The 23,794-nt window shown below is 69.1% G+C and carries 25 protein-coding genes and 1 tRNA gene; 14 read left to right on the top strand and 12 right to left on the bottom strand.

All coding sequences use genetic code 11. From position 1 onward, the window contains the following. Window positions 1-81 precede the first annotated feature (81 nt). The 4 genes from FHR37_RS25660 (at window position 82) to FHR37_RS25645 (ending at window position 2,319) form a co-directional block, all read left to right on the top strand. A complete protein-coding gene (locus FHR37_RS25660; RefSeq protein WP_139239250.1) occupies window positions 82-735 on the top strand; it encodes a hypothetical protein in 654 nt (217 codons plus the stop codon). An 87-nt stretch (window positions 736-822) separates the two neighbouring features. Continuing rightward, window positions 823-1,281, top strand: a complete 459-nt coding sequence (locus FHR37_RS25655; protein ID WP_330831771.1) for a DUF1707 SHOCT-like domain-containing protein — start codon at window positions 823-825, stop codon at window positions 1,279-1,281. A 171-nt stretch (window positions 1,282-1,452) separates the two neighbouring features. Continuing rightward, on the top strand, window positions 1,453-2,004 hold the full coding sequence (locus tag FHR37_RS25650) for an SRPBCC domain-containing protein (RefSeq protein WP_092890351.1): 552 nt from the start codon (window positions 1,453-1,455) through the stop codon (window positions 2,002-2,004). Between the two features lie 51 nt (window positions 2,005-2,055). Then, window positions 2,056-2,319 (top strand): DUF4407 domain-containing protein, encoded by a 264-nt coding sequence (locus FHR37_RS25645; RefSeq protein ID WP_237769133.1) that lies wholly within the window; start codon window positions 2,056-2,058, stop codon window positions 2,317-2,319. A gap of 44 nt (window positions 2,320-2,363) precedes the next feature. Here the strand turns inward: FHR37_RS25645 and FHR37_RS25640 are convergent, their stop codons facing one another. From FHR37_RS25640 to FHR37_RS25630, 3 genes are all read right to left on the bottom strand, one after another. Beyond that, window positions 2,364-4,298 carry an FtsX-like permease family protein gene (locus FHR37_RS25640; protein WP_092890282.1) on the bottom strand — a complete coding sequence of 645 codons (1,935 nt, stop codon included), beginning with the start codon at window positions 4,296-4,298 and terminating at the stop codon, window positions 2,364-2,366. Continuing rightward, window positions 4,295-4,975: an ABC transporter ATP-binding protein gene (locus tag FHR37_RS25635; protein WP_092890279.1), complete on the bottom strand. Its 681-nt coding sequence runs from the start codon at window positions 4,973-4,975 to the stop codon at window positions 4,295-4,297. The genes FHR37_RS25640 and FHR37_RS25635 overlap by 4 nt, the downstream gene beginning before the upstream one ends. A 68-nt stretch (window positions 4,976-5,043) precedes the next feature. Continuing rightward, window positions 5,044-5,580 carry a PadR family transcriptional regulator gene (locus FHR37_RS25630; RefSeq protein ID WP_092890276.1) on the bottom strand — a complete coding sequence of 179 codons (537 nt, stop codon included), beginning with the start codon at window positions 5,578-5,580 and terminating at the stop codon, window positions 5,044-5,046. 251 nt (window positions 5,581-5,831) lie between these two features. Between FHR37_RS25630 and FHR37_RS25625 the strand changes: the two genes are divergently transcribed. Further along, entirely contained in the window at window positions 5,832-6,470 is a 639-nt protein-coding gene (locus FHR37_RS25625) for a phosphotransferase (protein WP_175542844.1), read from the top strand. Between the two features lie 19 nt (window positions 6,471-6,489). On the opposite strand, the gene FHR37_RS25620 is transcribed toward FHR37_RS25625, so the two are convergent. Then, window positions 6,490-6,990, bottom strand: coding sequence for a hypothetical protein (locus tag FHR37_RS25620; protein WP_092890270.1), 501 nt, complete (start codon window positions 6,988-6,990; stop codon window positions 6,490-6,492). A 183-nt stretch (window positions 6,991-7,173) separates the two neighbouring features. Between FHR37_RS25620 and FHR37_RS25615 the strand changes: the two genes are divergently transcribed. After that, entirely contained in the window at window positions 7,174-8,181 is a 1,008-nt protein-coding gene (locus FHR37_RS25615; protein WP_092890267.1) for a phosphotransferase, read from the top strand. Window positions 8,182-8,252: 71 nt separating this feature from the next. Here FHR37_RS25615 and FHR37_RS25610 read toward each other — a convergent pair whose 3' ends face one another. Further along, window positions 8,253-8,435 (bottom strand): DUF1737 domain-containing protein, encoded by a 183-nt coding sequence (locus tag FHR37_RS25610; protein ID WP_092890264.1) that lies wholly within the window; start codon window positions 8,433-8,435, stop codon window positions 8,253-8,255. A 253-nt stretch (window positions 8,436-8,688) separates the two neighbouring features. Between FHR37_RS25610 and FHR37_RS25605 the strand changes: the two genes are divergently transcribed. Further along, window positions 8,689-9,129: a DUF3592 domain-containing protein gene (locus FHR37_RS25605; RefSeq protein ID WP_175542843.1), complete on the top strand. Its 441-nt coding sequence runs from the start codon at window positions 8,689-8,691 to the stop codon at window positions 9,127-9,129. Window positions 9,130-10,357: 1,228 nt separating this feature from the next. Here the strand turns inward: FHR37_RS25605 and FHR37_RS33305 are convergent. Beyond that, entirely contained in the window at window positions 10,358-11,089 is a 732-nt protein-coding gene (locus FHR37_RS33305) for a DUF3592 domain-containing protein (protein WP_092890255.1), read from the bottom strand. Between the two features lie 740 nt (window positions 11,090-11,829). Here FHR37_RS33305 and FHR37_RS25595 point away from each other — a divergent pair. The 4 genes from FHR37_RS25595 (at window position 11,830) to FHR37_RS25580 (ending at window position 14,880) form a co-directional block, all read left to right on the top strand. Next, entirely contained in the window at window positions 11,830-12,135 is a 306-nt protein-coding gene (locus FHR37_RS25595; RefSeq protein WP_175542842.1) for a site-specific integrase, read from the top strand. Window positions 12,136-12,444: 309 nt separating this feature from the next. Continuing rightward, the gene (locus tag FHR37_RS25590; protein WP_092890252.1) at window positions 12,445-12,663 is read left to right on the top strand and encodes a DUF6199 family natural product biosynthesis protein; all 219 of its coding nucleotides are present in this window, start codon (window positions 12,445-12,447) and stop codon (window positions 12,661-12,663) included. Between the two features lie 865 nt (window positions 12,664-13,528). Next, entirely contained in the window at window positions 13,529-14,614 is a 1,086-nt protein-coding gene (locus FHR37_RS25585; RefSeq protein ID WP_092890246.1) for a serine hydrolase domain-containing protein, read from the top strand. Between the two features lie 92 nt (window positions 14,615-14,706). Further along, complete coding sequence (locus tag FHR37_RS25580) at window positions 14,707-14,880, top strand: hypothetical protein (protein ID WP_175542840.1); 174 nt, start codon at window positions 14,707-14,709, stop codon at window positions 14,878-14,880. A 113-nt stretch (window positions 14,881-14,993) separates the two neighbouring features. Here the strand turns inward: FHR37_RS25580 and FHR37_RS25575 are convergent. After that, window positions 14,994-15,067: transfer RNA gene (locus FHR37_RS25575), tRNA-Gly, on the bottom strand. A gap of 125 nt (window positions 15,068-15,192) precedes the next feature. On the opposite strand from FHR37_RS25575, the gene dcd reads away from it, so the two are divergent. The 3 genes from dcd (at window position 15,193) to FHR37_RS25560 (ending at window position 18,978) form a co-directional block, all read left to right on the top strand. Next, on the top strand, window positions 15,193-15,768 hold the full coding sequence (gene dcd, locus FHR37_RS25570; RefSeq protein WP_092890243.1) for a dCTP deaminase: 576 nt from the start codon (window positions 15,193-15,195) through the stop codon (window positions 15,766-15,768). Between the two features lie 173 nt (window positions 15,769-15,941). Continuing rightward, a complete protein-coding gene (locus FHR37_RS25565; RefSeq protein WP_092890241.1) occupies window positions 15,942-18,038 on the top strand; it encodes an SRPBCC family protein in 2,097 nt (698 codons plus the stop codon). Between the two features lie 94 nt (window positions 18,039-18,132). Continuing rightward, the gene (locus FHR37_RS25560) at window positions 18,133-18,978 is read left to right on the top strand and encodes an endonuclease/exonuclease/phosphatase family protein (protein WP_237769132.1); all 846 of its coding nucleotides are present in this window, start codon (window positions 18,133-18,135) and stop codon (window positions 18,976-18,978) included. 15 nt (window positions 18,979-18,993) lie between these two features. On the opposite strand, the gene FHR37_RS25555 is transcribed toward FHR37_RS25560, so the two are convergent. The 5 genes from FHR37_RS25555 to FHR37_RS25535 all read right to left on the bottom strand — a co-directional run bounded on the left by FHR37_RS25555 (window position 18,994) and on the right by FHR37_RS25535 (window position 23,514). Beyond that, window positions 18,994-19,227, bottom strand: coding sequence for a hypothetical protein (locus tag FHR37_RS25555; protein WP_092890238.1), 234 nt, complete (start codon window positions 19,225-19,227; stop codon window positions 18,994-18,996). 84 nt (window positions 19,228-19,311) lie between these two features. Continuing rightward, window positions 19,312-19,521 carry a hypothetical protein gene (locus FHR37_RS25550; protein ID WP_092890235.1) on the bottom strand — a complete coding sequence of 70 codons (210 nt, stop codon included), beginning with the start codon at window positions 19,519-19,521 and terminating at the stop codon, window positions 19,312-19,314. Between the two features lie 67 nt (window positions 19,522-19,588). After that, entirely contained in the window at window positions 19,589-20,437 is an 849-nt protein-coding gene (locus FHR37_RS25545) for a DUF4097 family beta strand repeat-containing protein (protein ID WP_092890233.1), read from the bottom strand. A gap of 137 nt (window positions 20,438-20,574) precedes the next feature. Further along, window positions 20,575-21,105 carry a toxin-antitoxin system HicB family antitoxin gene (locus FHR37_RS25540; RefSeq protein ID WP_092890230.1) on the bottom strand — a complete coding sequence of 177 codons (531 nt, stop codon included), beginning with the start codon at window positions 21,103-21,105 and terminating at the stop codon, window positions 20,575-20,577. 69 nt (window positions 21,106-21,174) lie between these two features. Then, window positions 21,175-23,514, bottom strand: a complete 2,340-nt coding sequence (locus FHR37_RS25535) for a 4Fe-4S dicluster domain-containing protein (protein WP_092890226.1) — start codon at window positions 23,512-23,514, stop codon at window positions 21,175-21,177. Window positions 23,515-23,794: the final 280 nt, after the last annotated feature.

Below are 23,794 nucleotides of genomic sequence, written 5' to 3'. Positions count from 1 at the left end.
TGGATCGGTGGCCCGGCCGCTGCCGGCAAGACGACGGTGAGCCGTCTGCTGGCGAGGCGCAACGGCTTGCGGTGGTACAGCATGGATGCGCACACGTGGCAGTACAGAAACCGGGCGGCGGCTGCAGGCGTGGAGTTTCCGGACGACGGTCCGGGCGACTTCGATCGCGGGCCGATGGTCAGTGCGGACCTGCTGTCCTTGCCCTGGCCATTGGTCGTGGTCGAGGGTGCGCTCGTCACCCCCGACCTGGCCGGGCCGTCGAGCAACGCGGTGTGGTTGATGCCCTCGCAGGAAGAGCAACGAGCCCGGCTCGAAAGACGAAACCCGGGCGAGGCGCACGATGGATACCTGTGGGGCCGCCAGTTGATCCAGGACCAACTCGTGGCCGCCCCGGGCGCGGCCACGATCGTCGTCGACAACCAGACTGTGGGCCAGACCGTGGCTGCTGTCGAGAACCACTTCGCCGAGCGCATCGCCGCAGGCCCCACAGCGCGGGGTGCGCGTGAACGGCAGCAGTTGCTGCGGTACGCCAACGAGGTCGCCGTCACCCACTCGATGACCGGACTCGCGCGCCGGCACGGCCTACCCGATGCCGGTCGGCTCGTCCGGACGTTCGACTGCGAATGCGCGGCACCGACGTGTGACGCCTTGCTGGATCTGTCCGTGAGTGACGCGGCGACCGTGCTGGCCGGCCCGCCGCCGGCGCTCCTCGCACCTGGACATCCGGTCCGCTGACAGCGCTCGGTCATTCGATCGCGGCAGGCGGCACGTCGACCGCGCAAGTACAACTTGACGGCTGGTCCCGGGATTAGGGTCGGTTCGGTGACCGTACAACCCGAGCCCGCTCACAGACCGCGACGCGTGGGCGATGAGGAACGCCACATGTGCGCGGACCAACTCGCTGCCCACCATGCGAAGGGCAGGCTGAGTGCCGAGGAGTTCGAGGAACGCCTGGGGATCGCGCTGACCGCCCAGACGGCTGGTGAGCTCGGACGGGTCCTCAGCGACCTGCCGTTCCCGGAGACGGCAGCTTCTCACCACGATCTGCATTCGCCGCAGTGGGCGTGGGTCGGAGGCGGCGCCGTTCTGCTCGCGACGTCGGTGATCGTGATCGTGCTCATGTCGAGCACGGCGACATTCGCCGGAGGTGAGGCGGCGCTCCAGGCTGCGACGGCGACCTTGGCCGGCATCATCGCGACGTTGCTCGTACTGCGCGGAGTCTTTGGCCGTTGGCCCGCCTCATCGAACGAACGAGTGCACGGCGAGGACTCCCAGGCATGAACGGCTCTCCGATCAGCGGGCCCTGGGCCACAGTGCCGTAGCGCGGTCACCTCCCGGCAGTTGTGTACCTTGACGGTTACGTAACCGGATGGGTACCTTTGCTTGCGTGGAAGCGCTGGACGCGCTGCACATCGAAGCGGGGCTAGGGGAACGCTGACGGAGGTGCACCAGATGACCAGCACAGGTGGCGGCACTCGCATTCTGGGGAGTCTCGGGACTGCCGACGGCCTTGGCCTCGTACGTATCGAGGATCGCTACGACACCGACATCGACGACCTGTGGTCGGCACTCACCGATCCGGACCGGCTGGCCCGCTGGTACGGCAAGGTCGACGGTGACCTCCGTGCCGGTGGAGAGTTCCAGAGCTATCTCGAAGGCGCGGACCTGCGTGCGGCCGGTCGGGTGAAGGTGTGCGAACCCCCACGGCGGCTGCAGGTGACGACCAGGGAGACCGACGAGTCCTGGCGGAAGGGTGACGGCGGCGTGCCACCTTTCGACCAGACCCTCGAGGCCACGCTGACTGCCGACGGCAACCAGACCATCCTGGTGATCGAGACCTACGGCATGCCGTTGGACAAGGTCGCGTTCTACGGAGCCGGGTGGCAGATCCATGCCGAACACCTGGCCGGCTACCTCGCCGGGCGCGAGGCCGCCGCCGACGACGGTTCGCGCTGGGGCGAACTCGTACCGGCCTATCAAGATCTGGCAGCCGCCATCGGCTAGTGGTGCAGGGATCGCTGGCGGCGGGGCCCGGTCCCCAGCGACTATGGGCGCGTGAGCAATCGAGTGCGGGTCGCCCTGGGCTGGCTGGGTCTCGTCGGCCTCGTCCCGTTGCTGTTCCTCTACGTCGTCAGCGGGCTGGCCGTGCCGTGGTGGGCGGTGGTGGGTTTCGGCCTGGTCTGGTGCCTGCTGCTCCTGGCTGCCGTACGATCGCGCCGCCGCCGACCTCTGCTGACTCTCGCCATGCCCCTACTGGGGTTGGCGCTGTGGTTCGCGGTCCTGTGGCTCGGAGACGTGTTCCTGCACTGGACCGCATGACAGCTCGCTGTGCGCATCGAGACGTCCTTTCCCAGTCAGGCGTCCTACTCGCGCCGGAGCATGGCCGGGCTGAAACCGGCACCAAGTGCGACGACGGACGAGGCCGCGACAAGAACGGCCGCCGCCAACGAGATCGTCATGAGCGTGAGGACCGACTGCCAGGGCGCGTACTCACGGAGCTGGGCGAACGCGAGGTAGCCAGAGCCGGCAAGGAAGCCGAGCCCGCCCGCGAGCGGGAGGCCGATGCCGAGGGGGATCAGCGCCTGGAGCAGCTGGCTTCCCCGGACGAGCCCCGCGGGAGCGCCGAGCACGTGCAGGGAGGCGACCTCGCGGCGGCGTTCCTGCGCCCTGTCGATCGCCGCGATCCCGAACGCCACGAGGCCGGTCAGCACCACGACCCCGGTGACACCCCACAGCATGTGGCGGTAGTTGCTGACTTGCTTGAAGGCCGTGTAGTCGGGTGCCATCACGGAGACGCCCGCCGAGTCGATCGCCGGCAGCGCATCGACAACCCTGTCCGCGTTCTCTTCACCTGCATCGGCGAAGATGACGTAGCTGCGCTCTGCCGGCGGCACCAGGGCGGCAGTCCCCGGAACACTCCTGGGCAGGAAGACAGCCGAGTCCAGATACGGGACGGCGTTTCCATCACCCCCGGACGGGAGGATGTGGGCGGACGGAGCTTGGATCTCGACCTTCGCCGAACCGCTCTCGGGCTGGAGGACAAGAGGTGTACCTGGTGGCGGGAGGGCATCCTGCGCTGGGTCCGCATCGGTGTCCGTGCCGGTCGGGTTGATCCAGGCAATCCTGTCGTCTCGGCATCCGGAGACCGGTTGGAGCCGACTGAGTTCCGCGCAGGTGCCGACGTACACGTTGAAGCAGTAGTCGCCGTCGCACAGGTCCTGGTGGAAGTCGGCCGGTACGACCTTGCGGACCGCGGGCGTGGCAGCCAGCGAGCGCAGTGAGGCGGCAGCGTCTGCGGGGCCCATACCTGTCACGGTGATCACCTGCGTGCCGGTCGCGGCCGCCTGAGAGACCTCGATGTACGCCGGATCCCGCTCCCAGGCGGTGAGGAGACACCGGGCGCCGGTGACGACGAAGACCGCCAGAAGCAGGCCCGCCACCAGGCGGGTGGTCGCCGCCGGCTCCTGCCGCAACCTGCGGCTGGCCACGAGGACGACGGACCTGCGGGTCAGCCGGGCCAGCAGTTCGGCGACAGTACGCACCAGGACGGGCACCACCAGGACCAGGCCCACGGCGGACAGGATCGCTCCCACGAGGAAGAGCTGGAATCCCGACAGGTCCTCAGGCGACGCGAACTCCTCCTGCGGCTTCGTGAACATCCACGACATCAGGGCCGCACCGGCCAGAACAGGCACCACGCGCAACAGGCTCGGCCTTTTCGCCGTAGCGCCTCGTCGAACGGCGAGCGGGCGGGCCGTCACCGCACGCGTGGGAGCGAGCGCGGCCACGACCGCCAGCACCGGCACGCCGATGGCGACGGCGAGGACCTGCGGCACGGTCGGATAGATGTCCGCGGCCGTGAACCGGCGACCGATGGCGAGAAGCTCGCCGGCGAAAGGCCAGACGGCGTAGAACGCGCATCCGCCGAGGAGAAGCCCTCCGACCGCGAGTACGGCAGCCTCGGTCGCGGCGACCATCCGGGTCTGTCCGGGAGAGAGGCCGAGCAACCGCAGGGCGGCCAACCGCCGGTCCCGTACCGAGACGGAAAGCCTTGTGACGGAGGCGAGCAGCAGCAGGACGGGTACGCCGACGGTGGCCGCGATCGCGGAGTAGAGCACCTGGTCCTCGGGACGCAGGCCCCCACCAGAGGAGACCACGCCGACCTGAATCAGGGTGACGGTTGCGAGCAGGACGAGGGAGGCGACGCCGGTCGCCGCGACGACGAGGCTGGCCCGTAGCCGGCCGCTGACTCCGATGCCCCTCGCGAGGCGGAGCCCGAGGACGATCGTCGGCGTCATGCTGCCACCCCCGCGGCGAGACGCCCGTCGCGCATGACGACTTCACGGTCGGCGTGCGCAGCGACCCGGTTGTCGTGGGTCACCAGGATGACGCTGCTGCCGTGCTGGCGGGCGAGCCTGATCAGCGTCGACAGGACGACCTCACCCGACACGCTGTCGAGGGCGCCGGTGGGTTCGTCCGCGAAGATCACTGCCGGCTGGTGGGCCAGCGCCCGTGCCACGGCGGCGCGTTGGGCCTCGCCGCCCGCGACCTCGGCCGCCAACCGGTCGGCAACCCGGTCGATCTCCAGGGTGTCGAGCAGTTCGGCTGCCCGGTCCAGCGCATCCGAACCCGCCCGCAGCAGGCGAAGGGGGAGGAGGACGTTCTCGCGCAGCGTGAGCTCCGGAACGAGGTCGCCGAACTGGAAGACGAAGCCGAACCGCCGGAGCCGGTGTGCACTCCGGGCACGGTCGGACATCGTGTCCAGTCGTTCTCCGTCGAACCACACCTCACCGTCGTCCGGCCGCAGGATTCCTGCCAGGCAGTGCAGGAGCGTCGACTTGCCCGCCCCGGAGGGCCCCATCAAAGCGACGATCTCACCAGGCTGGACGACGATCGACGCGCCGTCCAGAGCCGTGGTGAGGCCGAACGACAGCCGGAGCCCGGAGGCCCCGAGTAGTTCCCGTGACGAGTTCATCTGTTCTCCCCGTTGGTTGTTCTAGGTCGGCGTCGGACCACAGCCTTGACGGGCTACGAGTGCCCCGTTCAGCTCCGGCCCCTCGCCCGCCGGCTCCCACGGCGTTGCTCGAGACGGTGCCCGGTCTCCTCGATCCAGCGCAGGTCGGCGTCGAGGTGAGCGATCTCGTAGTCGACCGCCAGCAGTTGCACGTCGTCCGACTCCGCGCGCGAGGCCGTGAGCTCGCGCATGCGTGCCAGGTGGACCCTGCGCTGTGCGTCGAGAACGTCCGACGGCGAACGCCCCGACAGCAGTGCCAGCGTCGTCTTGACGAACAGCACGCTCTGCGCGAACGAGGTGGCCGGCTCGGGCGTGCGGATCCAGGTGTCGAGTTCGACCACGCCGTCGTCGGTGATCGCATAGCGGCGCCGCTCCGGTCCCTCACCGGACTCGACCCCGACAACTGATGCGAAGCCGTCGCGTTCGAGCCTCGCGAGCGTGGAGTACACCTGACCGAAGGCGAGATTCTTGGTGCGGGCGAAGAGCTCGTCGTAACGCTGCTTCAGGGTGTAGCCGTACGACGGCTCATCCTCGAGCAGTCCGAGCAGCGTCCGAGGGATCGACATGCCGCGGACTATATACCGAGTGAATAGCCAGGTCCATAGGGCTGTTCTTGCGGCTGCGAAGTCGGCGTACGTCAACGCTCGACAGTGGTTCGTACCATTGCGCTGTGCCAGAAGAAGCGCTCACTGGTGGGAACCTCGGCCCTGTTGTCCGTATGGGCGACACGGTGCGCCGGCCTGTCGGCGCCTGGACGCCTGCCGTTCACCAGCTTCTCCGGCATCTCGAAGCTCACGGCTTCGAAGCGGCTCCCCGAGTGATCGGTCTCGACGAGCAGGGCCGGGAGGTACTGACCTTCATCCACGGATCGACCGACAGCTCCGGCGACCCCGACTGGGTCTGGTCGGAGCGCGCACTGGTCGAGGCCGGCCGCCTCATCCGCCGCTACCACGACCTGTGCCGCAGCTTTCGGCCACCCGTCGACGCCGAGTGGCAACTGATGGTGGGAGCACCGGCTGAAGGCGAAGTCATCTGCCACAACGACTTGGCGCCGTTCAACACGGTGTACGACGGCGGAGTGCCCGTCGCCTTCCTCGACTGGGATTTGGCGGCCCCCGGCCCGCCGGTGTGGGACGTCGCCTACGCAGCCTGGCGGTTCGTACCGTTCTACGGCGACTCGGCAGGGCGAGGTTGGCCAACCGACGTCACACACCGCGCTACCCGGCTCCGGCTCCTCTGCGACGCCTACGAACTCACCCCCGACGAGCGTGCCCGTCTGCCGGAGCTGATCGAGCGGCGGATCCGGTGCGCACTGGACACGCTCGAGTCTTGGGGAAGGGCGGGCAAGCCGGGCTGGGCAAGGATGTGGCAGGAGAGGACGCATCGCGACGGAATGCTCGGGGACCTGGCGTACGTCCAACAGCATCGCGGCGTTCTCAACCTGGCCGTTGCGTGACGCAAGATCGCTCTGTCACTCAGCCAGGGGCACGTCTCGGCATTCGGCGGGGCGATCCCCGCTCGATGCGTACTCGGTCGCCCAGCCGATCCGTCAGCGCGCGGGCCACGTCTTCGTCTTCCTGCCGCAGCGTGACGACGAAGCGTGAGTCGGCGGCCAGCCAGGAGGTGAACGGCACCTGCGCCGCCCGCGGATGCCAGGCGCGGTTCCTGACGACCGCCCCCGCTTCGAGCAACTCCGCCGAGGTGTAGGCGCTCGGCTCCACGCGCAAAGGGATGCCACTGACGCCGGGGGCGGCGGACATTCGCTCGGTCAGCCGCTCCATGTCGACGAGCTCGGGGTCGACTACCACGACCACAGTCTGCGTCGCGTGGTCCAGACTCGTCCCGACGTATCCCCGCGACAACGGGCCGGCTTCGTCCTCTTTACTGGACTCTCCGAACTCCTGCGCCACGGCGTCGCCGATCGCCTGGATGCTCGCCTGAGCCTTCTGGGTGGTCCACCATGCTTCGCTCGTCACCCGTCCACTCCTCCTGCGCGGCACCGCCGGCCGGCATGTGCCGCTGCCCGCGGCACAGACCGCATCGTCGTGTTCGATTATCGTCGCGATCTGACTGGGCCGTGGGCCGTGACGTGGCGTCCGACGTCTGGGCCCCTGACAAGTCTGTGGACGTGAACCGGGACCTCCCCCGAGACTGTGCCCATGACGGTGCGCGAAGGCGGTTTCGCCATGCCCGGCGACTCGGATGTGCAGCGTCTGGCGGCGAAGATTGTGCCTGGTGGTTCCGTGATTGAGCTCGGCGGTTTCACGAGCAGAAACCTTCGGCTGGGACCCGTGGATGGCGCGACTGACGGGACCGAGGACTTGGTGCTGCGGATACATCCGAAGTATGTCTCTCGCCGTCGGCTCGTAGCCGTTCAGGAAGTTCGGCGGCAGCTTGCCGACATGGGTCTGGCGGTGCCGAGGCCGCTTCCGCATGCGGGTTCGGCGGCCTTGCGGTGCGCGTTCTCGTGGGCGGAGCTTGAGCCATACATGCCGTACGAGGAGCTGAAACCGACCTGGGACTCCTACCCCTGGATGTTCCAGGCCATGGGCCAACTGCAGCGCGCACTCGTGAATATTGATGCAGTGATACCGCGTCCGGTTCTGCCGTTCTTCGCTGCGCCGAGCACGTTACAGCGCTGGTTGACGCTCACCCGGACTGCTGTGGGAGTCGATTCCCAAGCGATCGGGCTCGTCGACACTCTTCATGACCTCATCAAGACGATGCGTCGCCAGTGGGTTCCGACTGCCGAGCTTCCGGGTCAGATCGTCCACGGTGACATCAATCTGGAGAATGTCGGTAGAGCCCAAGGCGAGGAAACTGTCTACCTCGACTTCGCCTGCGCGGCCAACAGGCCACGCATCCATGACCTGGCCTTCTCCTTCGGGCAGACGGTGTTCACGCACGCCGAAGAGTTGCCGGTAGAGCCGAGCGCAGTCCCCTGGGAGCGAGTGGCAGGCTTTGTCGAAGAATACGAAAATGCTGCCGGATGGAAACTTACCGCCCAGGAAGGGCAAGCCCTGACTCCCTACACGGTTGCGGTGATGCTCTTCTTTCCCGCTGGTGCGTGGCTCGACAAAGATCCAGCCGAGTGGCTTCGCCGGACGCAACCGTTCCAGCAATTCAGCGAGTGGCTTCTCGCCCATCCCGAAGCCTTGTCCGGGTGACTTCGAAGGCTTCTGTCGGCCGCCACGGACTGAGTGCTGTCGCGAGCTTGCTCACGTACAGCGCGGGGCCCTCAGTGCGTCGGCCAGATCACCGCTTGGGCGACGATGACGTCCTGACCGTTGAAGGTGACGGCAGGGCCCTCGTACAGCTGGTAGCCAAGCGCTACTGCTTCGCTCACTCGGCGGCAGAACTTCTCGTCGTCGGGACCGGTCAGCACCCGGTATACCGGCAATCCGTCAGGAGGCGCGTTCACCCGCGAAGTATCCCACTCACCTGAGACGAACGGCTACCACCCGGGACCCGGCCGGTCATGAGAAAACCCCGGGGCTGAAGGGATCATGATCCCTGACTGGGGCTTCTCGCGCGCCAGGTGAACGTTGGCGACGTAGCGCATACTCCGGTCGTGGGCCGTGGTGTCGGATCCGCGGCCCGAACTGTATGGAGAGGAGCACCCCGGGATGGGGAGCGGAGGTCAACGGGCTCCACGCTCGGTCATTCCAGCTTTGGTGGCGGCTGCCCTCTTCGCCGCGCTTGCCATCGTTCTCGGCTATGCAAGGTACGTCCTGGCTACGCATGGCCAGATCGCGGAGGGGGTGGTCCTCGACAGGACGCGTGCTCCCTACTGGGTGGGGAAAGGGAGTGACGGTCCGCGCATCACGGTGCGCTTCACCACCAAGGACGGCCGCCAGGTGGAGGACTGGACCGGCGACTTCGTCGACGACCCTCCCGTAGGAAAGGGCGATCCGATCCGCGTGGTCTACGACCCCGACGACCCATCCATGTTTCAGGACGTTCGGTGGGGTGGCGACTACCTCGGGCCGGCGGTCTTCGGTGGCGGCGCCGTTGTCTCGGCGGCCTTCGCCCTGTGGGATTTGCGCCCGGACCGCACGGCGCGGCACCGATCCCACGGCCGATCTTCGCGGGCGCATGCGGACGCGGACGACTAGGGTCGACGCTTCGTGGGAACCGCTTCGTCCTTCGCCGCCTGGCTCACCGTCATCGGCGTAGTGCTCTCGGCGCGCTGCCGGCACATACCTGGTCTCCACCAGCAGGTGGCGTTCTTCGCAACCAGCCAGGCCGGCCTGCGAGGAGAACGGGGCGGGAACGTCATTCGTTGGCCCGGTGGTCGCCACCGCTGGTGTCGCGGTTGGACGAGATGAGGGCCACGGCGACCCCGATGGTCCAGGCCAGGAGGCCTACGCCCATGCCGACTGCGGCACTGTCCCCACGCCCGGTCCGGCGGCGCCTGCCGTCGCTCCGATCACGCCACCCGCGATGACGGCGACGAGGGCAAGCCCCCATGCATCCCCGCCCTGTCCGATCTCGCCGAGCCGTTGGCGTAAGGAACGTTGGCGGCTACCCACAAGCAGGACCTGAGCGCAGATCACAGTCGCACCGAGCCACATGATCGGGAGGCAGTACCAGGGCACCGCCCGAACCTACCGGCCGCAGCGACAGTGCGCTGTTCATACGCCCGCCGGGCGGCCGGGCGGCCGCGCCGTGTCAGTGGCGCCTTGCGTTACAGCCGTCCGGGGACTTGAGGGATCCGTTCAGCTGATGGGCATCCTTAGCGGCGTCTCCGCGCCCACCGACGAAGTTGGCTAAGGGAGCGCAGCTTGTGGTTCCTGAAGTAGGCCAGCTCCCGATTGTCGGCCATGAGCGCGATGATCGGGGTCCAGCGCGGTCTCCCAGCCTCCGTCCGCCAGCGTATGGCTGGGAAGTCGGTGACCTCCACGATGTGCGATCGGGCGATCGTCCTGGTCCTCAGGAGGCCACGGACCGTCGCAGTGCCTCGATCGCAAAGGACGCCGCTTCGGTAGCCCCGGACGGCCAACAGGAGACCACCGGACGCGCACGCGGTAGCGATGATCAGCCCCAACGGCGTCGACCCGAACTCCACGAACACTCCTACGGCAACGCCGACCACGCACAGGCCCGGCAAGCCATTGGCCAGCCGATTCGCTGCCAACGGGCGGAGGACGAGCGCCATGCCGCGCACGATATCCCTCGGGCACGTACGTACACCGTTCCTGCCGATGACCACCGGATCCGTCTGCCGCCGAAGCGACCGGAGCAGTTCTTGATCATCCAGTCCTCTTGTCGGCAACGAATGGCGGCGGGTCGGGGCAAGTCGAGGGACACGGGATGGCGGTCGATCGCCATGCCGGCGAGCGGTCACTGCTGATCGCGTGCTTTGCGAGTCGCGGCAGCGTTGAAAGCGAGGGCGAAGAGCGAGATCGCTCCGCCGATGACGCCGGCCGGGATCAGTACGTCCGCTGCGGAGGGCCATCGTCCGACCACTCGTGCGTGTCGAGGATTGGCCGGGTCGTAGGCGACGTTCACTCGGTTGCCGCGCCGGTCATCGAACGCGTCGAACACGACCTGCTGGAACTGCTCCGGCGTCCCGCTGCCGGCCGGCGCGAACCGTACCGTCAGCGTCGACCCGTCGGGGGCGTCGTCCTGGACGCGTACGAGGACTCCGACAGCCCGCGCTCCGCTACGTTCTACGGCCTGGGCCCGTACCAGGCCCAGCCATCCGCCGAACCCGGCGAGCACCGCCGTGGCCGCCACGACGGCCCAGACCCGCATTCGATCCTGGGGACGAACCTGGCTGTCCTCGGGTGAGGCGTTGGCATCCGCGCCGCTCCTTCGCCGTGCCCAAGTGAAGGCGACCGGCCAGTACAAGACAGTGACCGGACCAACAATCAAGGGATGGTCGGCCACGGCTTGGACCCCGGCGAGAACTCCGGCCGCGATCAGCCCGACGATCACGCAGACGAAGCCCGGAGCTACCCACATGCGGGTTCGCGGCGGAACGCCCTCGAGCAGTTTCTCGTAGAGCTTTTCGGTCTCGGTCTGGTGCTCGTCGGGTTGGCCGCGACCACCACCACCTCCTCCACCAGCCACAAGCCGATCTTGTCAGTCGGAGTGGAAGGACCGACAGGGTTTAGCCGGTGTCCTGCATCGGGTCGCGGAGCCGGAATTGTCGATGCAGGGGCGAACGTGGCATCAGTGGGCGACGATTCCCAGCAGCAGGCTCAGCGCCGTTGCCACAACGGGTGTCAGGTAGGTCGCGGCGACTGCCTTCGGGTGCGCCTTCCGGATCGGAACTCCGCTGTGTGGGGAGTGGGCGAAGCCCGTTGTCGACCACCGAACAACCTGCCGTGAGGACCGTGATGGCCACTGCGTACATCGCCAGACGCCAGCGCATGCGGTGAGGGTAATGGCGACAGAACGACGCCAACGGAACTGTGGCTTGCGAGGAGGACGGGGAGGGTCACTTGCAAGCGCGCGGTTCCACGTGTCAACTTCTCGGCTATGAGGCACCGCGCTCCCGGTGGAGATTCCCGGATGTTGGCGTGGTTCGTGTTCGCCGGCGAGCGGGTCCTGGACGGGCTAGGCGAGGCGGCGGTCAGGCTTGCTGCGTGTGGCCTGGTCGCGCTTGTGGGCCTTGGCCTCGTAGCGGCTCCAGCGCTCACGGTCGCGGTGGCTGTGCCGGGGCTGCTTCTGGCTGGCTACGGCTGCGTCGAGTGGCTTCGTGCGTCGCGACGGGGCGTGCGGGTTCGGCATCGTCGCCTGGCGACGGCTTCGGTTGTGACGGCTGCCACTGTCGGATGCCTGGCTGTGTACGCGGTCACATACTGCCGATGCTCCCGCTGGTGGTGACGGGTCCGCGCGGCCGGGCGGCTGCGAAGACCGTCGCGGACCTCGGTCTGCCGGGTCTGCACTTTCACGATCTTCGCCACACGGGGAACGTCCTCGCGGCCCAGACGCTGGGGGCGACGCTGCGAGATCTGGTGGCGCGGATGGGCCGCGACAGCATGCGGGCGGCGCTGATCTACCAGCACGTCACCCGTGATGCCGACCGTGCCATCGCGGACGCGATCGCGGCACAGATCGCACGAGACGTCGCGCCGAGGGAGGACAAACGGAGCCGGGGCGATGCGGGCTAATAGCACGGAGATAGCACGCCAGAGCTTCGAGCGGCGGCATGACGAAGGCCCGGGCTTCCCGATCATGGGGTTGGCCTGGCCTTTGTGGTGGAGCGGGTGACGGGAATCGAACCCGCACTGTCAGCTTGGGAAACGTACGTCTACGGGTCCTGTGGACGGTCCCACGCCCGGATGATCGGCCGCGAGTGTCCTGGAGTGACCGCCGGAGACCTCGGCTAATGGCCCGTGGATGGCCCGGCGGGAACCTTGGAACGTCTCCTCGGAGGACGATCATGGCTTACGCTTCGAGCACCGACGTGCGGAGGGCTCATGCTGTTCATGCGGGCGTTCCTGGTGGTGTTCTTTGCCTTGGCTGTGTGGTCTGTGATCGCCCCGCGCTCCCAGTGGCAGCTGCTATCGAGTTGGCAGTATCGACACCCTGAAGCCAACGAGCCGAGCGATGCGTCCCACATGCTTACGCGCGTGGGCGGCGTGGCCGCAATCCTCTTCGGTCTGTTCATGTGGCACCTCGCCGGGAAGGTGACTTGACGGAAGTGCTGGAGGAATCACCGTTGGTAAAGGCGTCGAAACCCTACTTGGAACCGTTTCTGAGATTCGGTCTCGTAGGAACCCCGCCTCGAGTTGCCGACCCAATCATTTCTCAACTTGGATCGAAACAATTCGACCAGCTAACGTCTAGCGCTGCCGCGGAGGTCCTGGAGGGTTTGGCGTACTTGCAGTGGATAAGAGCTGCACTCGTGGCGGGGCCCGTTCTCGGAATACTGGTTGGGCTAACAAGCATCAAAGGTAGATATACCGAGATGCTATGGGCGATTGGTCTGGTCCTGATCATGTGGCTCCCCCTCTATATGATCCTCTTGGGCTTGGTGCGGTTTTTCTTGCTCCATCCGGACCGGATGGCGGCAGCTCGAATTTCGAGCCGGCCAGTGGCTTGGCGTGCAGCCCGCTATTCCCCATCGATCTCGCTTTTACTGGCCGGGGTTTTTGGTGCTCTGTTTCATTAGCGTAAGGGCTCAACGGGCAGCATGATCACGACCTGCGCGGCCCGCGCTCGGGAGGCCTTGGGTCTGGTGCTCCTCGTCGTCAGGTGTTCCAGGTCGCTGGGGTCTTGGTCGACGACCGGCGATGGCCCGGACGATGGCGACTCGGCTGAGGATGTCGACCGCGCGAGCTAATGGCCCGTGACGCGCTCATGGTGGCTGACTGCGAAGGCCCGGGCTTCCCGATCATGAGGTTGGTCTGGGCCTTTGTGGTGGAGCTGGTGACGGGAATCGAACCCGCACTGTCAGCTTGGGAATCGCAGAGATCGAACTGCGTACGTGGTCTGGTGGCGTGGATCGGCGGACTGGAGTGACTGAATGCTTCGGTCCTGGCCCGCCGTAATGGCACGCGGATGGCGCAGGCGAGCGGCTGCGGCCCGTTCACCGCATCCGTACCGACGGACACCGACTTCTACACCGAGCGGCTGGGTGTGCCTACCCGTCTGGAGCGGGCAGCTTGGTCAAAGGCGTGTGAGTTAAGGTCGGGCGCCATGAAGCTACCAGCGGTGGCGGTCTTGGAAGGCGTGGAGCGCTTTGGCCGTGCCGCCGCTGCGCAGGGTCTGGGCGTTGATGGCGTGCATGTGTACCAGGAGGGGCGCGACCCGGTGGAGCGACACTGGGCCGCTGACATCCGCCGCGACGTGTTCTCGGTGTCGAAGACGTTCACCTCGGTCGCTGTCGGTATCGCCGCCGACGAAGGGCTGCTCAAGGTGGACGATCCGGTCCTGCGACACCTGCCGAGCCTCGCCGCCGCGGCCAGTGCCAGCGTCGAGGCGGTCACGATACGCCACCTGCTGACCATGACCTCCGGCCTGGGCTGGCGATGGCCCGACCCGGACGCTGACCATCCGGGCGACCCGGCCGCGGACTTCCTGTCTACGAAACCGGCTGCCACGCCGGGAACGCTGTTCCAATATCGCGGCGGCAGCACCTACGTGCTGAGCAGAATCATCCATGCCTGCTCGGGTATGGACCTGCGCGACTATCTGGTCCCTCGACTCTTCACACCGCTGGGGATCGCCAACCCGCAATGGCACCGGTGTCCTCTTGGTTACTCCCTCGGGGCCGTCGGGCTGTTCCTGCGAACGGCCGAACTCGCCCGTCTCGGGCAGACCCTGCTGGACGGAGGCCGCTACCAGGGCCGCCAGCTCGTCTCCGCCGAGTACGTGGCCGCGCTCACGACCGACACGACCAGCACCGACGGACACCTGGCCACCTGCGGGACCGAACCTCATCCACAGAACGCCACCTACGGCCGCCACGTCTGGCTTTGCGACCGCGACGGTGCCTGGCGAATGGACGGGATCTACGGACAGTTCTGCGTGGTGTTTCCCCACCACGCCGCATGCATCACGGTCACTTCGCACTACCAGGGGGCGACCACCGACATCCTGGACACGATCTGGTCAGAAATCGTTCCGACGCTCTACCGCCACTAGCGGAGGGCCGGCGGGCTTTGGCCGGTGTCCTGCATCGGGTCGGGAGACCAGGGGGCCGTAAGCTTCCGCGGCTCCGCGATCTCATGAACCGAATGGGGCACGACTCGATGCGGGCGGCGCTGATCTACCAGCACCGGACGAGGGGAGCGGATGAGGCGATCGCGGCTGCCGTCGACGCGCGGGTGCGGGCCGCTCGGGTGTGTCTGACCAACCTGGGTGGAGACAGTGACGACGGCTCCGGAACCAGCCTCACCGGCGCGGGCTAATGGCACGTGGATGGCACACGGACCGCTTCTGGTAGCAGAGGCTGTAGATGTGGGAAAGCCCGAGGCGGAGGGATCATGGTCCCTGACCTGGGGCTTTGTCGTGGTTGGTGCTGTGGAGCGGGTGACGGGAATCGAACCCGCACTGTCAGCTTGGGAAGCTGATGTTCTGCCATTGAACTACACCCGCAGCGCGCCGCCGGTGAGGCGGCACCCGCCGCCACGAAGGCGACGAGCGCTCAGAATACTACCCATCCCCGGCGTGCCGCCGACGGCATGTCCTCCCGCCGATCCGGGGTTCGGTAGGTTGCCTGCGTGCTGCTCTCCGACCGCGACATCCGCATCGAGCTCGACAAGGGCCGGGTGGTCCTCGACCCGTTCGAGCCCGAGTTCGTCCAGCCGTCCAGTGTGGACGTACGCATGGACCGCTACTTCCGGGTGTTCGAGAACCACCGATACCCCCACATCGACCCGGCCGAGGAGCAGCCCGACCTGACCCGCCAGGTCGAGTGCGAGAAGGGCGAGGCGTTCATCCTGCACCCGGGCGAGTTCGTGCTGGCCTCGACGTACGAAGTGATCACGCTGCCCGACGACGTCGCCGCCCGGCTGGAGGGCAAGTCCAGCCTCGGCCGGCTCGGCCTGCTCACGCACTCCACGGCGGGCTGGATCGACCCCGGCTTCTCCGGGCACGTGACGCTCGAGCTGTCCAACGTCGCCACGCTGCCGATCAAGCTCTGGCCCGGGATGAAGATCGGCCAGCTGTGTTTCTTCCGGCTCAGCTCGCCGGCGGAGCAGCCCTACGGCTCCGAGCGCTACGGCTCCCGATACCAGGACCAGCGCGGCCCGACTCCGTCCAGGTCGTACCGGAATTTCCACCGCGCCGACATCTGAGCCTGGCGGACGGCCCGCCAGCTAGGGCTTCTGTCCCCTACTCCGGCGGTCCTCGCGGACACATTCTGCGAGAAAGGGACCGTCCGCCGTCCTGCGGCCGGGGGTGCATCCCGGGCTGCCGACGTGCCGCCTGGGAGGACTCGGGTCCGGGGCCGCCGAAGCCGGAGGTTGCGATGCCCGGCGCCACCCGCGCGAAGACCAAGCGCCCCACCAAGGCACAGCTGGCAACGGCACTGGACCGGATGCTGCCGGCGGCCCGGATGGTCGAGATCGACACGGTGGACCTCGCACTTTCCCCCGAGGACGCCTGGGAAGTGATCCGGCACGGCGACCTCTTCGCCCACTCCCGGCTGGTCCGGGCACTTTCCTCGCTGCGCCGGATGCCCGAACGCCTGGGAACGCCGATGCGGGAACCCGGCGTCCAGGTGCTCTCCGAGGACAGTCCGCACGAGATGGTCGTCGGCGCGATCGGCAGGGTGTGGCGGGCACGGGTCGCGCTGGTCGAGGTGCCGTCGGCGAAGGCGTTCATGGAGTTCGACCAGCCCGGCTTCGTCAAGGCGGCGTGGGCGCTGCGGCTGGTGCCGCTGGGTGAGCACGCGACCCGGGTGACGTTGGAGGTACGGGCGGACGCGACCGACCCGGCCACCTGGCGGCGGTTCCGGCGGTACCTGCGGGTCTTCGGCCCCGGGTCACGGCTGCTGCGCCGGCGGATGATGGCGGGCCTCGGCCGGGCGCACGGCCCGGCGGAGGAGGCAGGTACGGAGGCGATGGTCGGCGCCGAGCTGGGCACCGACGCCGAGCTGGGCACCGACGAGCTGCGCGACGAGGCCGGAGGTCGTACGGCAGAGGGTCGTACGGCAGAAGACCGTACGGCGCGCGAACTCGCGGAGGCCGGCGGCGGACGGCGCGGACTGAGCGCCGCCGTGGGCGCGGCGAGCGCGGCGGCCGGCACGGCGGCGGGCGGACTTGCCCGCCGGCTGACCAGGCAACACCAACACCCCGCGAAGCCCCGGCGGGCCCCCGACGCCGCCCGCGCCCTGCCCGGCGACGAGCTCATCCCCGACGCCGACGGCCAGCTGACCCAGGAGGTGACCATCGACGCCCGCCCGACGACGATCTGGCCGTGGCTGATGCAGATGGGCACCGGCCGGGCCGGCTTCTACAGCCTCGACCTCCTCGGCAACGCCGGCCGGCGCAGCGCCCGGGAGCTGCACCCGGAGTTTCAGGACCTGCGGGTCGGCGACCTGATCCCGGCGACACCGGACGGCGGGGCGGGGTTCGACGTACTCGTCCTGCACCCTGCCCGGGTCCTCGTGCTCGGCGGCCTCGTCGACCGGCTGAGCAACACGCAGTTGCCGTTCGCCGCCACGAGACCGGAACGCTTCTGGCAGGCGACCTGGGCGTTCGTCCTCGAACCCCTCGACGACGACACCACCCGGCTGACCGCGCGGCTGCGGATGGCGTTCGGCGCACGCGGGCAGCTGCACACCCGCTGGATCAGCCCGCTGCACCACCTGGCCCAGAACCACCAGCTGCGCCGGCTCGCCGCCCGCGCGGAAGGACGCCTGCCCCGCGACGACTGGCGCGACGTCACCGCCGGCCTGGGCGCCGCGACCCGGATGGCGGCCGGCGTGGCGACGCCGTTCCTGCGCGGGCGCCGGCGTACCTGGGGGCTCGACGACGACCCGGCGGCCAGGCGCGACCGGACCTACCCCGGCGACCACCTGATCCCGGAGCCGCGATGGGGCTTCACCCACGCGATCGAGATCAACGCGCCGGTGGAACGCGTGTGGCCGTGGGTGCAGCAGATCGGCGCCGACCGGGCCGGCTTCTACAGCTACCAGTGGCTGGAGAACCTCGTCGGCTGCCGGATCCGCAACGCCGAGACGCTGCACGCGGAGTGGACCGCGGAGGAGGGCGGCGAACTCCTCGTCCATCCCCAGGTGGCGCCGCTGCGGCTGGTGACGGTCTCACCGGGCCGGTCGTTTGTGGCGTACGTGGACGACGAGACCGCGCGCGCGGAGGGCCGGCCGTGGGCGCGGGCCACCTGGCTGTTCGCCGTCGAACCGCTGAACGCGCGGCGGACGAGGTTCCTCAGCAGGTTCCGTGCGGACTCCTCCGAGGACCTGCTCACCCGGCTGACGTTCGGGCCGAGTCTGCTGGAGCCGATCAGCGTCGTGATGGACCGGGCGATGTTGTACGGGGTGAAGCAGCGGGCCGAGCGGCAGCCCGGCCCGCTCGTGCCGCGGCCCCGCCCCGCCGACGGCTGACGGGTCGTACTGCAGACCGTTTGTCCAGCCCGATCCTGGCCGCGGTCGCCGGCCAGAGGTGGCGGCGCCGCCCGATCTGGGCCACAGTGGCACCGTGTTGCAGCCGGAAACTGACACCCAGTCCACGCCGCTGGTCGGCCACGCCGCGCCGCCCCACCTGCAGGTGATGTCGTTCAACCTGCGCAACGCCGTCGGCGACGGAACCGACCCGTGGCCCGAACGCCGGGCCGCCAACCGTGCCCTCCTCCGGGCCGAGCTGCCGACGGTGATCGGCACCCAGGAAGGCCTCTACCAGCAGCTACGCGAGGTGGCCGGGGCGTTGCCCGCCGAGTACGATTGGATCGGCACCGGGCGGGAGGGCGGCAGTCGCGGCGAGTTCATGGCCGTGTTCTTCGACGCCTCCCGGCTCGAACCCCGTGAGTTCGACCACTTCTGGCTCTCCGACCAGCCCAACCTGGTGGGTTCGTCGTCCTGGGGCAACCAGGTGGTCCGGATGGCGACCTGGGTGCGCTTTCGCGACCGGTCGACGGGCGTGACGTTCGTGGTTCTCAACACCCACCTCGACCACGCCGTGGACGAGGCGCAGCGCCGCGGCGCCGAACTCGTCGCCGAGCGGCTGGGCGAGTTCGACGCCGACCTGCCGGTGCTGGTGACCGGCGACTTCAACGTCGCGGCCGAGGCATCCGAGCCGTACGCCACCCTGGTCGGGAAGGCCGGACTGGTGGACACCTGGACCGCCGCCGACGAGCGTCTCTCACCGCCGTACGCGACGTTCCACGGCTACCAGCCGCCGGAGGTGGGTGGCGACCGCATCGACTGGATCCTCACCCGTCCTGGCGTGCGGGTCCCGGTCGCGGCGGTCAACACCTTCACCCTCGACGGCCGGTGGGCCTCCGACCACTGGCCGGTCCAGGCCCTGGTCGAGCTTCCGCGCGCCTGATCCGCAGGACACGCCCTAACCGGACGGGCGGGCCAGGCGTTGCGCCGGCAACGTCATCCGGCGCTGCGTGCGGGGGTGTCCCATCGGCTCCAACCGGTCGGCGAGCCCGCGTAGGACCCGGGCGAACCACGGGCGAATCGTGGGACTGCCCGCGGTGCGGAGGGGCGTCGTCTTGTGGTGCCTGTCGGCGAGGGCGCGGAGTTCGGCCTGGCGCTGCTGTGCGAGTTCGTACGTCGGGAAGGTGCTCATGGTGCGCGCTCCGTTTCGGGGGATGTGCGGCTTCGAGGGGAGTGCCGGCGCGGGTGGCGGCGGGCACTGCGCCGGCTGAACGGATCAGGTGAGGGGTAGTGCCGGGCGCTGCGCCGTGGCCGGAGCGATGCGGTCGGCCAGCCGGTGCAGCAGGCCGGCCACCTCGCGCCGCGCCGGGCCGGGGGTGGTGCCCCCGGCCGTGCGCAGGCGAGCCGCGAGCTGGTCGGTACGGCGTTCGGCGAGGACGGCTTCGGTGCGCTGCCGGGCGACGTGGTGGAGGTAGTGGTCGTTCATGGTGCGCCTCTCGCGGCGGAGTCGGTGAATCTTCGGAAGTTGCTGGTCAGGAAGCGGGTGGCGCGGCTCAGCGGGCGCGGACGATCGAGACGTCCCCGCTGAGGGTCCGGGCGCGGAGCTCGACGGACTCGTCACCCTCGCCGGGCTCGCCGGCGTCGTCGAGGGCGGAGTGCACGTCACCGGACAGCGAGGACACGTCCAGCCAGGCGGCCACTCCGGCGACGATGCCGACGGTGACGTCTCCGGAAGCGGTTTCCACCGAGACCTGGCCACGGCGGACGCTGGGCAGCGAGACATCGCCGGACGCGGACCGGGCCTCGACCGAGCCGCCCGCGACGGCGACCGTCGTGTCGCCGGACGCGGTGTGCACGCGGACGTTCCCGCCGACCGGGCCGAGGTCGAGGTCGCCGGAGGCGCTGGCCACCTGCAGGTCACCACCGACCTCGCCAAGGGTGACGTCGCCGGACGCGCTCTGCACCTTCGCGGCGCCGTCCACCCGCCGGCAGGTGACGTCCCCGCTCGCGGTCTGGATCTCCAGCTCGCCGACCTCCTGGAGTTCGACGTCGCCGGAGGCGGTGGTGAGGTTGACGTCCCCCAGCCGGCCGACCGCCCGCAGGTCCGCGGATGCCTTGGTGCCCCGCAGGTGCGAGCCGGTCGGCAGGGCGACGCGTACGTAGAGGGCGCCGGAGCGGCCGAGCCGGCCGTACTCGTTGCCGTCGGGCGACTCGACCACGACCGAGCCGTCGCGCTGCTCCACGAGCGTGTGTTGCGCCGCCTCGGTGTCGGCGGGCTTGTTCGAGTTGTACGGGCGGACCTCGACCTCGGTGTCGGCGCGGTCGGAGGCCTCGATGAGGATCTCGCCGGACTGGACGCGCAGTCGCAGGTTGACGGGCTCAGGGGTGGCGAAAGTAGGCATGCTGGCTCCTGGGAGTGAGCTGGTGAGTGAAGGAGATGTGCTGGGCACCCGCATCTCGGGCGCCGCGCGGCTCAGGGCTGTGGGGGTTGGGTGGCCCTGAGCCGCGGTGGTTCGTCGGTCGGCCGGCCGGGCCGGCGCTAGCGCACCCAGCCGGTGACGCGCTTGCCGACGCGCGGACCGGACCGGCCGCGCGAGCCGCGGGGCCCTCCGCCCGGGGAGCTGTCGGTGAGGGCCGAGCTCACCGCGCGGACCAGCCAGGTGTTGACCGAGACGCCCTCGCGGGCGGCAGCCTCCTCGGCCCGGGTCTTCAGCGACTCGGGCAGTCGCAGGGTGACCCGGGAGGTGCCCTGCTCGGTCTCGCCGGGCGGGGGCGGCGGCGGAGGCGACGGCGGTCCCGCCGGCTCCTCCTCCGGAAGGTGTGCACTCGGGGGCGGGGTGACGACGAACTCCGGCTCGCGGCCGCGCAGGCGCACCTCGACCGAGCCCGGTGCGAGCTCGCGGGTGACCTCCTCGGCGGCGGTGGAGAGCGCGTCCATCAGAGCGAGCCGTACGGCAGCGTCCAGCGCGGCCGTCAGGCGCTCCGCGGCGATCCGGGCTTCCTGCCCGGCAACCTCCGCGGCGACCGAGAGGTCGCGGCGGATGCTGTCGACGTACGGTGCGAGTTCCATGACGTCATCATGGCGTCATGTGCGACGCCATGTCAAGCGTCGATATCGTCAGGATGACGTCATCCGGCGCTATCGCGACGTCACGCCCTCGCCGTCCGCGTCTCCGTCCGCCTGGCTCCCGTCGCCGTCACTGTCCGCCGCCCGCGGGGCGAGGGTGCCGCGCCGGACCGACTCCAGCAGCAGCTGGGCGACGTCGATCACCTCGACCTCGTCCCGGGCCGCGCCCTCGGACTGCTTCTGGGTCAGTCCGTCGGAGAGCATCGTCTTGCAGAACGGGCAGCCGGTGGCGATCTGGTCCGCGCCGGTGGCCACCGCCTCCTCGGTGCGGTTGAGGTTGATCCGGGAGCCGATCCGCTCCTCCATCCACATCCGGCCCCCGCCGGCACCGCAGCAGAACGATTCCTTGCCGCTGCGGGGCATCTCGCGTACCTCGACCCCGGGCAGTGCGCCGAGCAGCTCCCGCGGCGGCTCGTAGACCTGGTTGTGCCGGCCGAGGTAACAGGGGTCGTGGTAGGTGATCGGCCGGCCCGCCGAGCCGTTGCCGGTCGGGCCGTCACCGGGCTCCGCCGCGACGGGCGTCAGCTTCTTCTCCCGCACCAGCCGGTTGAGCAGCTGGGTGTGGTGCACCACCTCGAGCTCCAGGCCGAGCTGGCGGTATTCGTTCTTGATGGTGTTGAAGCAGTGCGCGCAGGTGACCACCGCCTTGGTGGCGCCGGCCTCCTTCAGCGTCTCGACGTTCTGCTGGGCGAGCATCTGGTAGACGAACTCGTTGCCCGCGCGCCGGGCGGGGTCGCCACTGCAGGTCTCCGCCTGGCCGAGCACGGCGAACGACACCCCGGCGATGTTCAGCAGTTCGGCGACGGCTCGGGTGGTCCGCTTCGCGCGGTCGTCGTAGGCGCCGGCGCACCCGACCCAGAAGAGGTACTCCACTTCGCCCAGGCTGTCCACGTCACCGCCGAGCACGGGCACCTCGAACGGCAGGTCCTTCGCCCAGTCCAGTCGCGCGGAGGGGTTCATGTTCCACGGATTGCCCTTGTTTTCCAGGCCCCTGAACAGTTGGTTGAGCTCGCTCGGGAACTCCGACTCGACCAGCACCTGGTTGCGGCGCAGGTCCAGCACGTGGTCGACGTGCTCGATGTCAACCGGGCATTGCTCCACGCAGGCACCACAGGTGGTGCAGCCCCACAGCACGTCCGGGTCGATCAGCGCGGTCGCCGAACCGTCGCCGGCCACGCCGTAACCCGTGATCCCGTGGCCGGACGGGCCGTGACCGGTGGCGGCGTCACCGGTCGCGCCGTCGGCGCTCGCGGTGGTCGGGCCGACCAGCGGCCGTTCGCCCTCGGCGCGTACGGCGTCGGGCAGGGAGGCGCGTGCCTCCTCACCGGCCTGGAGATAGGGAGCCTTCGCGTACGCGTGGTCGCGCAACGTCGTCACCAGCAACTTCGGTGACAGCGGCTTGCCGGTGTTCCAGGCCGGGCACTGCGACTGGCAGCGGCCGCACTCGGTGCAGGTCGTGAAGTCGAGCAGGCCCTTCCAGGTGAACTCCTCGACCGCGCCGACACCGAAGATGTCGTCCTCGCCGGGGTCCTCGAAGTCGATCGGCTCACCCCGCGAACGCATCGGCGGCAGCGGGCCGAGCGCCGTGCCGCCGTCCGCCTCGCGCTTGAACCAGACGTTGAAGAACGCGGTGAAACGGTGCCACGCCACGCCCATGGTGGCGTTCAGCGCGATGACCAGGAACCACGCCATCGACACCACGATCTTGGCCGTCGCCACCGCCAGGATCGCGGTGCCCAGCGCGCCCGCGCTCATGCCGGTGAAGCCTGCGACCAGCGGCGTGCTGATCGGGTAGTGGATGCTCCATCCGCGCTGACCGGCCAGTGCGCCCTCCAGACCGCGCAGCACCAGGATGCACACCGCGATCGCGACGATCGTCCACTCGACGTAGTAGGCCTGCCAGAACGTCGATCCGGCGAACCTGCTGCCCCGGCCGAGCCGCCGGGGGTGCTTGACCTGACGAATCACCATCAGCGTGAGGATCGCCACGAGGGTGAGGAACGCGATGAGTTCGGACCCGGCCTCGTAGGGCCACCAGTGCCCGACCACCGGCAGCGCCCACGCGGGCCCGGCGTAGATCTGGCCGTAGGCGGTGACCAGGGTGAAGAAGAGCGCGCCGAAGCCGACGAACACGAACCAGTGCGCCACCCCGACCAGGCGCCATTTCGCCAGCCTGGAGTGGCCGATCGTCTCCCGCAGCAGGGTCAGCCAGCGCTGACCGGGCCGGTCGGTACGGCCGGGCGCGGGCTGGCCGAGCCGGATCACCCCGACCATCGAGGCGGCGGTGCGCGCGACCAGCGCGACCGCGACCAGGGTGATCACGGTGGAGATGACGATCGCTGCGACACGCATTCGCGGCGCCCTTCTCGGAACGGCCTGCTCGGAAACGGCTGTGGTGGTTCGAGGGTAGGAGGTCGGACCGACACGACGGGTGCCCGGTCCGTTTCGCCTGACCGATCGTCACGACTGGTCCACCGGGGCGGGTGGCGCCGGACCGGCCGGGGTAGTTTCATTGGCTGGTCGCGACCGAGGGTGAACATTTCCGCGTTCAGCCACTGTCGGTGCACGCGGCTAGGGTGGGGTGGGTTTTTCGGCGCGCGGTCGTGACAGGCCGGAGTCACTACGACACCAG

Source organism: Actinopolymorpha cephalotaxi, from assembly GCF_013408535.1.
GTDB classification, from domain to species: Bacteria; Actinomycetota; Actinomycetes; order Propionibacteriales; family Actinopolymorphaceae; genus Actinopolymorpha; species Actinopolymorpha cephalotaxi.
Note: the sequence above shows the minus strand (reverse complement) of the source record. Positions and strands in the feature narration are given on the sequence as shown.

Coding starts and splice junctions, on each gene's coding strand:
- FHR37_RS25660 (WP_139239250.1), top strand. CDS start 82: ATGGATGCGCACACGTGGCAGTACAGAAACCGGGCGGCGGCTGCAGGC.
- FHR37_RS25550 (WP_092890235.1), bottom strand. CDS start 19,521: ATGAACGACCACTACCTCCACCACGTCGCCCGGCAGCGCACCGAAGCC.
- FHR37_RS25615 (WP_092890267.1), top strand. CDS start 7,174: ATGACGGTGCGCGAAGGCGGTTTCGCCATGCCCGGCGACTCGGATGTG.
- FHR37_RS25555 (WP_092890238.1), bottom strand. CDS start 19,227: ATGAGCACCTTCCCGACGTACGAACTCGCACAGCAGCGCCAGGCCGAA.
- FHR37_RS25635 (WP_092890279.1), bottom strand. CDS start 4,975: ATGAACTCGTCACGGGAACTACTCGGGGCCTCCGGGCTCCGGCTGTCG.
- FHR37_RS25535 (WP_092890226.1), bottom strand. CDS start 23,514: ATGCGTGTCGCAGCGATCGTCATCTCCACCGTGATCACCCTGGTCGCG.
- FHR37_RS25585 (WP_092890246.1), top strand. CDS start 13,529: ATGGCGCAGGCGAGCGGCTGCGGCCCGTTCACCGCATCCGTACCGACG.
- FHR37_RS25565 (WP_092890241.1), top strand. CDS start 15,942: ATGCCCGGCGCCACCCGCGCGAAGACCAAGCGCCCCACCAAGGCACAG.
- FHR37_RS25540 (WP_092890230.1), bottom strand. CDS start 21,105: ATGGAACTCGCACCGTACGTCGACAGCATCCGCCGCGACCTCTCGGTC.
- FHR37_RS25590 (WP_092890252.1), top strand. CDS start 12,445: ATGCTGTTCATGCGGGCGTTCCTGGTGGTGTTCTTTGCCTTGGCTGTG.
- FHR37_RS25640 (WP_092890282.1), bottom strand. CDS start 4,298: ATGACGCCGACGATCGTCCTCGGGCTCCGCCTCGCGAGGGGCATCGGA.
- FHR37_RS25545 (WP_092890233.1), bottom strand. CDS start 20,437: ATGCCTACTTTCGCCACCCCTGAGCCCGTCAACCTGCGACTGCGCGTC.
- FHR37_RS25650 (WP_092890351.1), top strand. CDS start 1,453: ATGACCAGCACAGGTGGCGGCACTCGCATTCTGGGGAGTCTCGGGACT.
- FHR37_RS25580 (WP_175542840.1), top strand. CDS start 14,707: ATGGGGCACGACTCGATGCGGGCGGCGCTGATCTACCAGCACCGGACG.
- FHR37_RS25630 (WP_092890276.1), bottom strand. CDS start 5,580: ATGTCGATCCCTCGGACGCTGCTCGGACTGCTCGAGGATGAGCCGTCG.
- FHR37_RS25595 (WP_175542842.1), top strand. CDS start 11,830: ATGCTCCCGCTGGTGGTGACGGGTCCGCGCGGCCGGGCGGCTGCGAAG.